Raw genomic sequence first — 12672 nt, 5'->3', positions numbered from 1 at the left:
CGGAGGCTGCGATCTTTTAAGGTTCAGGCAGCGGGCTGATCCAGCTCCAGGCCCACACCCAGGCGGCGACCCATGCACGGCCAGCGTTTCCACGCCGCACCCGTCTCCGGGCTGCTGAGTTTTTCGCGGTAGATCTCTACCGATTCCAGCGCAAAGCTTTCGTCGTTGAGCATCTCGTCGATTGCGTGATGCACCGCTTCGTCCAGTTGGTTGGCAAATTCCTCACCGATCAACTGGTGAGCAATCAAGTTGGCGACCGTCATGTCCAAGGGGATCAGTGGCTGGCCGAAATGCTTGATGTACAGGTCGTTGACCTCTTCGACAAAACGGTGCGCCAGGTAGGCTTCGTCCAGCAGGCTGTCCAGACCAACGTGCCCGGCCATGATGGCTGGCGGCTGGAGGAAGTACTGCTCGGCGATTTTCAGCACCGGTTTGATCTGCGATTCGATGCCCGCTTCCCTGGCGACTTCATTGGCTGCATCCAGCAAGTCCGGTACTTCATCAATGTAGGCGGCGACAAAACGCGTCAGCACACCATTGGCGTCGGCTTCCGGCAATTGGATCGCCGGGTGTAAATGAGGCAGCTTGCTTTCCAGCTGACGGGTCAGCAGGCCGGTTTCTTTCTCGTGTTGTTGGGCTTTTTGGATCTGCTCGCGCAATGCGGCGGTGTTCATGAAAACTCCAGGGAACAAGGCAATGAAATAGGGAAGACATAAGTTAGCTGGCTTACGAAAAATGCTAAGACGCATTTGTCATAATTATTTCATCCTTGATGCATCTGCGTTATATCGATTTGCCACCACTCGTCTGCATCCTTCTCCATTCCTGCCCTTGAGCGCAAGTCTTCGCTGTTTCAGATCATTTACGTCCTCACATTGCAATTTCCAGTCGCTGTCTATACTCGCCAGTGAATGGAGTTAGCTGATGACGCCCGACTGCACCCGCAGCAAGGCTCGGCGATTCAAGTTCGTAGTCTGATGCAGCCGCTCCCTTGCCGCAGGCGAAAGCCGGCGGGATAACAAGAACGATAAGGGGAACCCGCAATGATGCGACATCCACACGTCTGGATGGGCCTCCTGTTGTGGTCGATTTTCAGCCCGGCCAACGCGGCCTGGACTGTAAATATGGCGCCTGGAGCGACTGAAATCAGTCACGCAGTATTCGACCTGCACATGACCATTTTCTGGATCTGTGTGGTGATCGGGGTCATCGTCTTCGGCGCCATGTTCTGGTCGATGATGGTGCACCGCCGTTCTACCGGGCAGGTCGCCGCAAAATTCCACGAAAGCACCGGCGTCGAAATCATGTGGACCATCGTGCCGCTGCTGATTCTGGTAGCGATGGCCGTGCCGGCGACCGCCACCCTGATCAAGATGTACGACAGCAGTGAGCCGGATATCGATATCCAGGTCACCGGGTATCAGTGGAAGTGGCATTACAAATACCTGGGCCAGGACGTCGAGTTCTTCAGCAACCTGGCCACCCCCGCCGAACAGATCCACAACAAGGAAGCCAAGGGCGAGCATTACCTGCTTGAGGTCGACAAGCCATTGGTGCTGCCGACCGGCGCCAAGGTGCGCTTCCTCGTCACCTCCGCTGACGTGATCCATTCCTGGTGGGTGCCGGCCTTTGCGGTCAAGCGCGATGCGATTCCGGGGTTCGTCAACGAAGCCTGGACCCGTGTCGACAAGCCCGGCCTCTACCGTGGCCAGTGCGCCGAACTGTGCGGCAAGGATCACGGCTTCATGCCGATCGTGGTCGAGGTCAAGGATAAGGCCGACTACGAAACCTGGCTCGCCGAGCGCAAGGCCGAAGCCGCGCAGCTTAAAGAGCTGACCAGCAAGGAATGGACCCTCGACGAGCTCAAGGAGCGCGGCGACAAGGTCTATCACACCGCTTGCGTCGCCTGTCACCAGGCTGAAGGCCAAGGCCTGCCGCCGATGTTCCCGGCGCTCAAGGGCTCGAAAATCGCCACTGGCCCGATCAAGGATCACCTGAGCATCGTCTTCCACGGCAAACCCGGCACCGCCATGGCGGCGTTCGGCAAGCAGTTGTCGGAAGTCGATATCGCCGCCGTCGTGACCTACGAACGTAACGCGTGGGGCAACAACAAGGGCGACATGGTGACGCCAAAAGAAGTGCTGGAGCTGAAACAGGCGGAAAGCAAATGAGCCGGTCTATTGCGTACTTCGTGAATCGGTCAGGGCTCCGCGCCCCGGCCTGCCCCGTCCACTCGCTTGAAGGAGACCGGCCATGAGCGCTGTCATCGATGACCACGGTCACGCCGACCACGCCCACGGCCCGGCCAAAGGCCTGATGCGCTGGGTACTGACCACCAACCACAAGGACATCGGCACGCTGTACCTGTGGTTTGCGTTCTGCATGTTCCTGCTCGGCGGCTCGTTCGCCATGGTGATCCGCGCCGAGCTGTTCCAGCCCGGTTTGCAGATCGTCGAACCGGCGTTCTTCAACCAGATGACCACCATGCATGGTTTGGTGATGGTGTTCGGTGCGGTGATGCCGGCGTTCGTCGGCCTCGCCAACTGGATGATCCCGTTGATGATCGGCGCGCCGGACATGGCCCTGCCAAGGATGAACAACTTCAGCTTCTGGCTGCTGCCGGCGGCGTTCCTGCTGCTGGTCTCGACCCTGTTCAGCCCCGGTGGCGGGCCGAATTTCGGCTGGACGTTTTACGCACCGCTCTCGACGACTTACGCACCTGAGAGCGTGACGTTCTTCATCTTCGCCATTCACCTGATGGGCATCAGCTCGATCATGGGCGCGATCAACGTGGTCGCGACCATCCTCAACCTGCGCGCCCCCGGCATGACGTTGATGAAAATGCCGCTGTTCGTCTGGACCTGGCTGATCACCGCGTTCCTGCTGATCGCGGTGATGCCGGTGCTGGCCGGGTGCGTGACGATGATGCTGATGGACATCCACTTCGGCACCAGTTTCTTCAGTGCTGCCGGTGGCGGTGACCCGGTGTTGTTCCAGCATGTGTTCTGGTTCTTCGGCCATCCCGAGGTGTACATCATGATCCTGCCGGCCTTCGGCGCCGTCAGCCAGATCATCCCGGCCTTCGCCCGCAAACCGCTGTTCGGCTACACCTCGATGGTCTACGCCACGGCGAGCATTGCGTTTCTGTCGTTTATCGTCTGGGCGCACCACATGTTCGTGGTCGGCATTCCGTTGGTGGGCGAGCTGTTCTTCATGTACGCAACGATGCTGATCGCGGTGCCGACCGGGGTGAAAGTGTTCAACTGGGCCAGCACCATGTGGCAAGGCTCGATGACCTTCGAGACGCCGATGCTGTTTGCCGTGGCGTTCGTGATCCTGTTCTCCATTGGCGGATTCTCCGGACTGATGCTGGCCATTGCCCCGGCGGACTTCCAGTATCAGGACACCTATTTCGTGGTCGCGCACTTCCACTATGTGCTAGTGCCGGGGGCGATCTTCGGGATCTTCGCCTCGGCGTATTACTGGCTGCCGAAATGGACCGGGCACATGTACGACGAAACCCTCGGCAAGCTGCATTTCTGGCTGTCGTTCGTGGGCATGAACCTGACCTTCTTCCCGATGCACTTCGTGGGGCTGGCGGGCATGCCGCGACGGATTCCGGACTACAACCTGCAATTCGCCGATTTCAACATGGTCTCCTCAATCGGTGCGTTCATGTTCGGCGCCACGCAGATCTTCTTCCTGTTCATCGTGATCAAGACCATCCGTGGCGGCGTACCGGCACCGGCCAAACCGTGGGATGGCGCCGAAGGTCTGGAGTGGAGCGTGCCGTCGCCGGCGCCGTATCACACCTTCAGCACACCGCCGGAAGTGAAATGAAACGCCAACCCGCTGTGAAGACCAGTGAGAAACCTGTGGATGTACACAGATCTCCTGTGGCGAGGGGATTTATCCCCGATGGGCTGCGAAGCAGCCCCAAAACCTGCGACCACGATGGATCAGGCATACCGCATGCGCCGGGTTTACGACTGCTGCGCAGCCGATCGGGGATAAATCCCCTCGCCACAAAAGCATCACCGATGCCCATAAAGTTGGGTGGTGAGGGCATGAACCATGGCTGACTCGATCTCGCTGAAAAAACTCGTCACCCGCCTGCTCGGTGTGGTGGTCGCGATGTTCATTTTCGGGTTTGCCCTGGTGCCGATTTACGACGTGATGTGCAAAGCCTTCGGCATCAACGGCAAGACCGGCGGCCAGTACGAGGGTGAGCAGGTGGTCGATACCTCGCGCCAGGTGCGCGTGCAGTTTCTGTCGACCAACACCGCCGACATGCCGTGGGAGTTCTATCCCAAGCATGACGAACTCACGGCCAACCCCGGCGCGGTCAACGAGATGATCTTCATCGCCCGCAACCCCACCGACAAACCGATGAGTGCGCAAGCCGTACCCAGCATCGCGCCGAGTAATGCCGCCGCGTATTTCCACAAGACCGAATGCTTTTGTTTTACCCAGCAGGTGCTGCAGCCCGGGCAACAGATCGAGATGCCGGTGCGGTTCATTGTTGACCGCGACATGCCCAAGGAAGTGAAGCACCTGACGCTGTCCTACACGCTGTTCGATATCACCGCCCGACATCCACCGGTGGCTGTAAACACTGGCGGTTAGCGTGCCCGATAAGGAGAACAATAAATGGCAACTCATGAGCACTATTACGTTCCGGCCCAGAGCAAGTGGCCGATCATCGCCACGATCGGGATGTTGGTCACCGTGTACGGCCTGGCCGTCTGGTTCAACGATCTGAAGGCAGCGCGCCCGGAATCCCACGGCCCGCTGATCTTTTTCGTCGGTGGCCTGCTGGTGGCGTACATGCTGTTCGGCTGGTTCGGCACGGTGATCAAGGAAAGCCGCGCGGGGCTATACAGCGCGCAGCTGGACCGCTCGTTCCGCTGGGGCATGAGCTGGTTCATCTTTTCCGAGGTGATGTTCTTCGTCGCTTTCTTCGGTGCGCTGTTCTACGTGCGGCACATTTCCGGCCCGGCACTCGGGGGTGAAGGGCCCAAAGGGGTCGCGCACATGCTTTGGCCAAATTTTCAGTTCACCTGGCCGCTGCTGAACACGCCGGATCCGAAACTGTTCCCGCCGGCCAAGGATGTCATCAGCCCGTGGGGTCTGCCGCTGATCAACACGATTCTGCTGGTCAGCTCCAGCGTGACCATCACCATCGCCCACCATGCGCTGAAGAAAGGCCATCGCGGCGCGCTGAAAATCTGGCTGGCGATCACTGTGCTGCTGGGCTGCGCATTCCTCGGCTTCCAGGCCGAAGAATACATTCACGCTTATAAGGAGCTGGGCCTGACCCTGGGTTCGGGCATCTATGGCGCGACGTTCTTCATGCTCACCGGTTTCCACGGCGCCCACGTGACCATCGGCACGATCATTCTGTTTGTGATGCTGATGCGGATCATGAAGGGCCACTTCGACAACGAGCATCAGTTCGGCTTTGAAGCGGCGAGCTGGTATTGGCACTTCGTCGACGTGGTGTGGATCGGCTTGTTCATCTTCGTTTACGTGCTCTGAGGCAGCGCTAAAAAGGCGCGTGCGACACCAATTGGCCGCTGTAGAAACCCCAGGTGATCAAGCCGACGGTTGCAGCGGCCAATGCCACCCGAACACTCAAGGCGATGACCAGACGATTCGAGCTGCTGTCGTCCTTGACCAGGAAAAACAGGCCGCTGAACAGGCTGATCACCGTGGCAATCAGCATCAGGACGATAGCTGTTTTGAGCATGGGAAGACTCCGGGGGACAGGCGATGCAGTTGAGTATAGCGATCGCGACGACTGACTTTGTGGCGCAAGCATGAAGCGCTTTCGCCCGGGTGTGATTCCGACCGTGGTGGTGGCGTTGTTGCTGCCGCTGCTGGTGTCGCTGGGCTTCTGGCAACTGGGCCGTGGCGCGGAGAAAACCGCCCTGCTCGCCACGTACACCGAACGCCGCGCCGCCGCGCCGATGGCCAGCAGCGAATTACTGACCAGCGCCGACCCGGCCTATCGCCGCGTGCATCTGCAGGGCCAGTTCGATGCCTCGCACAGCTTGCTGCTCGACAACCGCCAGCGTGACGGCAAAGTCGGCGTCGAGTTGCTGCAACCGTTTCAGGATCAGCGCAGCGGGCTGTGGCTGCTGGTCAATCGCGGCTGGCTGCCGTGGCCGGATCGCCGCGTACCGCCGCAATTCAGCACGCCAACCGCATCGCTGAATATCGACGCCTGGGTCTACGTCGCCCCCGGCGCGACTTTTCAGTTGCACGCCGACCCGGCCAGCCAGACCTGGCCGCAAACCATCACCGCCGTCGAACCAGCCAAGCTGTGGAAAACCCTCGAGCGCGACGGCTTCGCCTACGAATTACGCGCCGAACCCGGCCCGGCCAGTTATCAGGCCGACTGGCCGGTGGTCGCGATGGGCCCGGAAAAACACCTCGGTTACGCCGTGCAGTGGTTCGCCATGAGCAATGCCCTGCTCGGTCTCTACCTCTATCTCGGCTGGCATAACGCAAAGGAGAAACACCATGGGAACAGCCATGAATCCACCCAGCATGTCTGAAGCCAAAGCGCCGGTCAGTCGCCGGCGCGGTCGCATTCAATTGCTGTTGATCGTGCTCGGCGTGGTCGGCCCGATGCTGCTCGCCACCGGCATGTACAAATTGCAGTTCTGGGTGCCGGAAGGTCGCAGCTATCACGGTGAACTGCTCGGCAACGGCCAGACCCGCGCCGACCTCGGCGTGCAAGCCGATGAACAGCGCTGGCAGATGCTGGTGACCGCGCCCAAGGACTGCTCGGTGGATTGCCAGCAGTTGGTGTATCTGGCGCGGCAGATCCAGATAGGCCTCGGTCGTGAGGCCGGGCGTGCCACCCATGCCCTCGCCGCCGCGCAGCCGCTGAACAGTGATTACGACGCCAAACTGACCCGCGAATACCCGCAGCTGCAACGCTATCCGCTGGATGCCGCTGTGTTCACCAAGACGACTGGCGACAAGGCCACGCCGCAGCTGTGGATCATCGATCCACACGGCAACCTCGTGCTGCGCTACGGCCCGAACGTAAAGGGCAAGGATCTGCTCAACGACCTGCGCCACCTGCTGAAACTGTCGAACATCGGATAAGGGCATCGTCATGGCCAAACCTGGATTTCGCCTCGCGCTGTTTGCCACCCTGCTGGCACTGATTGTGGTGCTGCTCGGCGCCTACACACGCCTGACCCACGCCGGCCTCGGTTGCCCGGACTGGCCGGGGTGCTACGGATTTATCAGCGTGCCGAAAAGCGAAGCCCAACTGGCCCATGCCGAACTGCATTACCCCGAGGCGCCGGTCGAAGCACACAAGGGTTGGAACGAGATGATCCATCGCTACTTCGCCGGTGCCCTCGGCCTGCTCATCTCAGTGCTGGCCGGCCGTGCCTGGGTCAACCGGCGTCATCCGGGCCTGCCATTGAAACTGCCACTGTTCTTGCTGGCGGTGGTCATCGCACAAGCGGCGTTTGGCATGTGGACAGTGACGCTCAAGCTCTGGCCGCAAGTGGTCACCGGGCATTTGCTCGGTGGTTTCGCGACGTTGAGTCTGTTGTTTTTGCTGACCCTGAGATTGTCCGGCGTGCTGCCGGCGCTGACCGTGCCCAAGCGTTTGCAGTACTGGGCGACGGCGGGACTGTTGCTGGTGATCGGTCAGATCGCGCTAGGTGGCTGGGTCAGCTCCAACTACGCGGCGGTGGCCTGCATCGACTTCCCGACGTGCCACGGCGAATGGCTGCCGGCCGCTGATTTCGCCAATGGCTTTCATCTGACTCAACACATCGGCCCGAATTACCTGGGCGGACAACTCGACAGCGACGCACGCACGGCGATTCATCTGACCCATCGCATCGGTGCGCTGCTGGTGACGCTGGTGCTGCTCGGTCTGGCCTGGCAACTGAAAGTGGTTGGCATGACCCGACTGGCCGCACTGGTGCTGATCGCGCTCGCCGCACAAATCACCCTCGGCATCAGCAACGTGCTGTTCCATCTGCCGCTGCCAATCGCCGTGGCCCACAACGCGGGCGGCGCAGCACTGTTGTTGTCGATGGTGCTGGTCAATTATCACGCGCGCACCAGTCTGGTTCGGGTCAAGCAGCCGCTGATTGCGCGGTGGCGCTTGAGCCCGCGTAAACACTCGGCGGCGCCCATCACAATAAAAGGAGAAACGCCGTGGCGATTCTGATTGGCGAACGTCCCGCGCAGGCGTTGTGGCGCGATTATCTGGAGCTGACCAAACCGAAAGTGGTGGTGCTGATGCTCATCACCTCGCTGGTCGGCATGTTTCTCGCGACCCGCGCCGGGGTGCCGTGGACGGTGCTGGTGTTCGGCAACCTGGGGATTGCGCTGTGTGCCGGCGGCGCGGCGGCGGTCAATCATGTGGTGGATCGGCGCATCGACGCGCTGATGGCGCGCACCCACAAACGGCCGTTGGCCGAGGGCCGGGTCTCACCTGCCGCCGCGCTGACGTTTGCGCTGGTATTGGCGCTGCTGGGGCAGGCGTTGTTGCTGACCTTCACCAATCCGCTGACGGCGTGGCTGACGCTCGCTTCGTTGCTTGGTTACGCGGTGGTTTACACCGGTTTCCTCAAACGCGCGACGCCGCAGAACATCGTCATCGGTGGTCTGGCTGGCGCCGCGCCGCCGCTGCTCGGCTGGACCGCCGCCACCGGCCACGTCAGCGCCGAACCGTTGCTGCTGGTGCTGATCATCTTCGCCTGGACGCCGCCGCACTTCTGGGCGCTGGCGATTCATCGCAAAGAGGAATACGCCAAGGCCGATATCCCGATGCTGCCGGTTACCCACGGCGAGCACTACACCAAAGTGCATATTCTGCTGTACACCTTTGCGCTGCTGGCAGTGAGTCTGCTGCCTTATGTGATCCACATGAGCGGCGTGCTCTACCTGATTTGCGCCCTCGCCCTGGGCGCGAGGTTTCTGCAATGGGCCGTGGTGCTGTACCGTGGCACTCGGCCGCACGCGGCGATCAACACCTTCAAGTACTCTATTTATTACTTGTTCCTGTTGTTCATCGCCCTGCTCGTAGACCACTACTTACTGTTGAACCTATGACTCGAACCCAGAAAACCGTTTTCATCCTCGTCGCCGTGGTCGCGTTGATCCTCGGCCTTACGGTCAACAAAGTGCTGAGCGGCAAGGGCCAGGGCGACCCGACCGCGCTGATCGACGCCGGCATCATTCTGCTGCCGCAGAGCCGCAATCTGCCGGACGTGACGATGACGGATCAGGACGGCAAACCGGTCGCGATCAATGAACTCAAGGGCAAGTGGAGCCTGCTGTTTTTCGGCTACACCTTCTGCCCGGACATCTGCCCGACCACCCTTGCGCAACTGCGCCAGATCAAAAGCGAACTGCCTAAGGACGCTGTGGACAAGTTGCAGATCGTGCTGGTCAGCGTCGACCCCAACCGCGATCACCCGAAGCAGTTGAAGCAGTATCTGGGCTACTTTGATCCGCAGTTTGTTGGCCTGACGCCGACCTCGATTGAAGAGCTGCAGGAGGTCGCGAACGCGGTGAGCATTCCGTTTATTCCGGCGGACACCAGCAAGCCGAATTACACCGTCGACCATAGCGGCAATCTCGCGGTGATTGGTCCGGACGGCACGCAGCGCGGGTTTATTCGGGCGCCGTTGAACAACGCCAAACTGGTGGCGCAGTTGCCGGTGATGCTTAACCGCAAGTAAGCCCACCACCGCCCTTGTAGGAGTGAGCCTGCTCGCGATGGGGCCAGCCCTGCCAACATTGATGTTGAATGTCAGTGCGCAATCGCGAGCAGGCTCACTCCTACAGGGGACTGAATTTCAGACAAAAAAAGGGGCGCATCGAATGCGCCCCTTTTTCATTGCAGCAATCTGAATCAGAACGCCGGCAACACCGCACCCTTGTACTTCTCGGTAATGAATTGCTTCACTTCCGGGCTGTGCAGGGCTGCGGCCAGTTTCTTCATCGCGTCGCTGTCCTTGTTGTCCGCACGGGACACGAGGATGTTCACGTAAGGCGAATCGTTGCCTTCGATCACCAGCGCATCCTTGGACGGATCGAGCTTGGCTTCCAGCGCGTAGTTGGTGTTGATCAGCGCCAGATCAACCTGAGTCAGCACGCGCGGGATGGTCGCAGCTTCCAGTTCGCGGAATTTCAGGTCTTTCGGGTTTTGCGCGATGTCTTTGATGGTCGACAGGATGTTGGTCGGGTCCTTCAAGGTGATCACGCCAGCCTTGGCCAGCAGCAACAACGCACGGCCACCGTTGGTGGCGTCGTTCGGGATCACCACGTTGGCGCCGCCTGGCAATTCTTCGATCTTCTTGATCTTGCTCGAGTACGCGCCCAGTGGTTCCAGGTGTACGCCGGTCACGGCGACCAGGCTGGTGCCCTTGGCCTTGTTGAACTCATCGAGGTACGGCTGGTGCTGGAAGAAGTTGGCGTCCAGACGCTTTTCGGCAACCTGTACGTTCGGCTGAATGTAATCGGTGAAGACCTTGACCTTCAGATCCACGCCTTCTTTGGCCAGTGCAGGCTTCACGAATTCGAGGATTTCCGCGTGGGGCACCGGGCTGGCGGCAACGGTAAGGGTTTCGGCGTGGGCCGAGAATGCCGCAACGGCAGCGAAAGCAGCGATCAGTTTTTTCATTCAGCTAACTCCTTATGAGGCGCCCGTCTGGCGCCTGCCAGCGAATGGCCGGCTCATCTCTTGATTACAAAAACCGGTTATTTGCGCGAGAAATGCACGACCAGTCGGTCGCCCACCATTTGCAGCACTTGCACCAGGATCAGCAGCAACACCACGGTGACGATCATCACGTCGGTCTGGAAACGCTGGTAGCCGAAACGGATCGCCAGGTCGCCCAGGCCACCGGCACCCACCACACCGGCCATCGCCGTGTAGGAAACCAGTGTAATCGCTGTCACGGTAATCGCTGCGAAGATGCCCGGACGGGCCTCTGGCAGCAACGCGTTGACGATGATCTGCCGGGTGGTCGCGCCCATCGACTGGGTCGCCTCGATGATGCCGCGATCGACTTCACGCAGCGCAGTTTCCACCAGACGCGCGAAGAACGGCGTTGCACCCACCACCAGCGGCGGAATCGCACCAGCTACGCCCAGCGAGGTGCCGGTGATCAGCACGGTGAACGGGATCATCACGATCAGCAGAATGATGAACGGCAGCGAGCGCAGGATGTTCACCGCCAGCGACATGAATGCGTAGACACCGCGGTTTTCCAGCAACTGACGCGGGCTGCACAAGAACAGCAGCACACCCAGCGGCAGGCCGAGCAGCACGGTGAACAGCAGCGAACCGCCGAGCATCAGCATCGTGTCGCCGGTGGCCAGCCAGATTTCGTACCAGTCGATATTGGCGAAAAAGCTCATAAAGGCTTCCATTAACGCAGGACCTCCATGTGAACGTCAGCGGCGGTGAAGCGGGCGAACGCCGCTTCCATGTCGCCACCGGTGACGGCGAGGGTCAATTGCCCGTACGGAACGTCTTTGATGCGATCGATACGACCGGCCAGGATGCTGTAGTCGACACCGGTCTCGCGGGCGACAGTACCGAGCAACGGCGCGTAGGTCGCTTCGCCCTGGAAGGTCAGACGCACGATACGGCCCGGCACGTGAGCGAAGTCATCGCGCTGCTCGCTTTCGTCGATCTGCTCGCTTTCCTGCACAAAACGCTTGGTGGTCGGGTGCTGCGGATGCAGGAATACATCGGCCACCGAACCTTGCTCGACGATCACGCCAGCGTCCATCACACCAACCTGATCGCATACGCGGCGGATGACGTCCATCTCGTGGGTGATCAGCACGATGGTCAGTTTCAGCTCGCGATTGATCTCGGCCAACAGCTGCAGGACCGATGCCGTGGTCTGCGGGTCGAGAGCGCTGGTGGCTTCGTCGCACAGCAAAATCTTGGGCTTGGTCGCCAGAGCGCGGGCTATACCGACACGCTGCTTCTGACCGCCGGACAGCTGCGCCGGGTATTTCTTCGCATGGTCGGACAGGCCAACCCGCGCCAGCAACTCAGCCACACGCTGGTCTATTTCGCTGCTCGACAGCTCGCCCGCCAGGGTCAGCGGCAACGCAACGTTGTCGGCGACAGTCTTGGACGCGAGCAGGTTGAAGTGCTGGAAGATCATCCCGACTTGCTGGCGGAAACGGCGCAGGCCGTTGGCGTCCAGCGCGGTGACTTCTTCGCCGTCGACGAAGATCTTGCCGCCACTGGATTCTTCCAGGCGATTGATCAGACGCAGCAGGGTACTTTTTCCCGCACCGGAATGGCCGATCAGACCGAAGACCTGACCGTTCTCAATCGAGAGACTGGTCGGGTGCAGGGCGGGGATGTCCTTACCGGCGACGCGGTAAGTCTTGTGGACGTTTTGAAACTCGATCACGTAGCGAACCTTGTGGGGCGCGTTAGAAAAGGATCAGCGGTTAGCCGGGCGCGCATTTTAGCCTGTCCGTATAGAGGTTCTTAGCATTTATTTCGCAATTAACCTTCGAATTGGCAATAAGAAGATCAAAGGTCATAAAAAAGGAACGCCCGTTCCTTGTCATCGGTCACTACGTAAGCGACTTGAAACCCTGGGTGCCGTGCCCGGGAACCACTCAAGAGTCCTCGGCACGTCCCGGGGG

The 12672-nt window shown here is 60.2% G+C and carries 14 protein-coding genes; 9 read left to right on the top strand and 5 right to left on the bottom strand.

Features of this window, described 5'->3' with window-relative positions; all coding sequences use genetic code 11:
- Positions 1 to 23: 23 nt before the first annotated feature.
- Complete coding sequence (locus ICA15_RS14150) at positions 24 to 674, bottom strand: hypothetical protein (RefSeq protein WP_150605094.1); 651 nt, start codon at positions 672 to 674, stop codon at positions 24 to 26.
- A gap of 369 nt (positions 675 to 1043) precedes the next feature.
- Between ICA15_RS14150 and coxB the strand changes: the two genes are divergently transcribed.
- The 4 genes from coxB to ICA15_RS14130 all read left to right on the top strand — a co-directional run bounded on the left by coxB (position 1044) and on the right by ICA15_RS14130 (position 5538).
- Positions 1044 to 2171, top strand: a complete 1128-nt coding sequence (gene coxB / locus ICA15_RS14145) for a cytochrome c oxidase subunit II (protein WP_150605093.1) — start codon at positions 1044 to 1046, stop codon at positions 2169 to 2171.
- 82 nt (positions 2172 to 2253) lie between these two features.
- Positions 2254 to 3840 carry a cytochrome c oxidase subunit I gene (ctaD, locus tag ICA15_RS14140; RefSeq protein ID WP_150605092.1) on the top strand — a complete coding sequence of 529 codons (1587 nt, stop codon included), beginning with the start codon at positions 2254 to 2256 and terminating at the stop codon, positions 3838 to 3840.
- A 234-nt stretch (positions 3841 to 4074) separates the two neighbouring features.
- The gene (locus tag ICA15_RS14135; RefSeq protein WP_150605091.1) at positions 4075 to 4626 is read left to right on the top strand and encodes a cytochrome c oxidase assembly protein; all 552 of its coding nucleotides are present in this window, start codon (positions 4075 to 4077) and stop codon (positions 4624 to 4626) included.
- Between the two features lie 24 nt (positions 4627 to 4650).
- Complete coding sequence (locus tag ICA15_RS14130; RefSeq protein WP_042556972.1) at positions 4651 to 5538, top strand: cytochrome c oxidase subunit 3; 888 nt, start codon at positions 4651 to 4653, stop codon at positions 5536 to 5538.
- Positions 5539 to 5545: 7 nt separating this feature from the next.
- Here ICA15_RS14130 and ICA15_RS14125 read toward each other — a convergent pair whose 3' ends face one another.
- Positions 5546 to 5749, bottom strand: coding sequence for a twin transmembrane helix small protein (locus ICA15_RS14125; RefSeq protein ID WP_150617013.1), 204 nt, complete (start codon positions 5747 to 5749; stop codon positions 5546 to 5548).
- Positions 5750 to 5819: 70 nt separating this feature from the next.
- Between ICA15_RS14125 and ICA15_RS14120 the strand changes: the two genes are divergently transcribed.
- The 5 genes from ICA15_RS14120 to ICA15_RS14100 are packed head-to-tail and all read left to right on the top strand — an operon-like array spanning position 5820 to position 9728.
- Positions 5820 to 6560, top strand: a complete 741-nt coding sequence (locus ICA15_RS14120; protein WP_210553228.1) for an SURF1 family protein — start codon at positions 5820 to 5822, stop codon at positions 6558 to 6560.
- Positions 6526 to 7119 carry a hypothetical protein gene (locus tag ICA15_RS14115; RefSeq protein WP_210553229.1) on the top strand — a complete coding sequence of 198 codons (594 nt, stop codon included), beginning with the start codon at positions 6526 to 6528 and terminating at the stop codon, positions 7117 to 7119. Before ICA15_RS14120 ends, ICA15_RS14115 begins: the two co-directional genes overlap by 35 nt.
- A gap of 10 nt (positions 7120 to 7129) precedes the next feature.
- On the top strand, positions 7130 to 8209 hold the full coding sequence (locus ICA15_RS14110; protein ID WP_210553230.1) for a COX15/CtaA family protein: 1080 nt from the start codon (positions 7130 to 7132) through the stop codon (positions 8207 to 8209).
- Positions 8197 to 9096, top strand: coding sequence for a heme o synthase (gene cyoE, locus ICA15_RS14105; RefSeq protein WP_150605085.1), 900 nt, complete (start codon positions 8197 to 8199; stop codon positions 9094 to 9096). The genes ICA15_RS14110 and cyoE overlap by 13 nt, the downstream gene beginning before the upstream one ends.
- Positions 9093 to 9728, top strand: coding sequence for an SCO family protein (locus ICA15_RS14100; protein ID WP_210553231.1), 636 nt, complete (start codon positions 9093 to 9095; stop codon positions 9726 to 9728). Before cyoE ends, ICA15_RS14100 begins: the two co-directional genes overlap by 4 nt.
- Positions 9729 to 9901: 173 nt before the next feature.
- Here the strand turns inward: ICA15_RS14100 and ICA15_RS14095 are convergent, their stop codons facing one another.
- The 3 genes from ICA15_RS14095 to ICA15_RS14085 form a co-directional block, all read right to left on the bottom strand.
- Positions 9902 to 10672: a MetQ/NlpA family ABC transporter substrate-binding protein gene (locus ICA15_RS14095; protein WP_042556965.1), complete on the bottom strand. Its 771-nt coding sequence runs from the start codon at positions 10670 to 10672 to the stop codon at positions 9902 to 9904.
- A gap of 77 nt (positions 10673 to 10749) precedes the next feature.
- The gene (locus ICA15_RS14090) at positions 10750 to 11424 is read right to left on the bottom strand and encodes a methionine ABC transporter permease (protein WP_042556964.1); all 675 of its coding nucleotides are present in this window, start codon (positions 11422 to 11424) and stop codon (positions 10750 to 10752) included.
- Positions 11424 to 12431 carry a methionine ABC transporter ATP-binding protein gene (locus ICA15_RS14085; protein WP_210553232.1) on the bottom strand — a complete coding sequence of 336 codons (1008 nt, stop codon included), beginning with the start codon at positions 12429 to 12431 and terminating at the stop codon, positions 11424 to 11426. Before ICA15_RS14085 ends, ICA15_RS14090 begins: the two co-directional genes overlap by 1 nt.
- Positions 12432 to 12672 lie beyond the last annotated feature (241 nt).

It is taken from the genome of Pseudomonas sp. P116 (assembly GCF_020149425.1).
In the GTDB taxonomy this organism is placed as follows: domain Bacteria; phylum Pseudomonadota; class Gammaproteobacteria; order Pseudomonadales; family Pseudomonadaceae; genus Aquipseudomonas; species Aquipseudomonas anatoliensis.
This window is presented reverse-complemented; position numbering and strand designations above follow the sequence as displayed.

Excerpts from the sequence above, each read along its gene's own strand:
- ICA15_RS14150 (WP_150605094.1), bottom strand. The coding sequence starts at position 674 with ATGAACACCGCCGCATTGCGCGAGCAGATCCAAAAAGCCCAACAACAC.
- coxB (WP_150605093.1), top strand. The coding sequence starts at position 1,044 with ATGATGCGACATCCACACGTCTGGATGGGCCTCCTGTTGTGGTCGATT.
- ctaD (WP_150605092.1), top strand. The coding sequence starts at position 2,254 with ATGAGCGCTGTCATCGATGACCACGGTCACGCCGACCACGCCCACGGC.
- ICA15_RS14135 (WP_150605091.1), top strand. The coding sequence starts at position 4,075 with ATGGCTGACTCGATCTCGCTGAAAAAACTCGTCACCCGCCTGCTCGGT.
- ICA15_RS14130 (WP_042556972.1), top strand. The coding sequence starts at position 4,651 with ATGGCAACTCATGAGCACTATTACGTTCCGGCCCAGAGCAAGTGGCCG.
- ICA15_RS14125 (WP_150617013.1), bottom strand. The coding sequence starts at position 5,749 with ATGCTCAAAACAGCTATCGTCCTGATGCTGATTGCCACGGTGATCAGC.
- ICA15_RS14120 (WP_210553228.1), top strand. The coding sequence starts at position 5,820 with ATGAAGCGCTTTCGCCCGGGTGTGATTCCGACCGTGGTGGTGGCGTTG.
- ICA15_RS14115 (WP_210553229.1), top strand. The coding sequence starts at position 6,526 with ATGGGAACAGCCATGAATCCACCCAGCATGTCTGAAGCCAAAGCGCCG.
- ICA15_RS14110 (WP_210553230.1), top strand. The coding sequence starts at position 7,130 with ATGGCCAAACCTGGATTTCGCCTCGCGCTGTTTGCCACCCTGCTGGCA.
- ICA15_RS14100 (WP_210553231.1), top strand. The coding sequence starts at position 9,093 with ATGACTCGAACCCAGAAAACCGTTTTCATCCTCGTCGCCGTGGTCGCG.
- ICA15_RS14095 (WP_042556965.1), bottom strand. The coding sequence starts at position 10,672 with ATGAAAAAACTGATCGCTGCTTTCGCTGCCGTTGCGGCATTCTCGGCC.
- ICA15_RS14090 (WP_042556964.1), bottom strand. The coding sequence starts at position 11,424 with ATGGAAGCCTTTATGAGCTTTTTCGCCAATATCGACTGGTACGAAATC.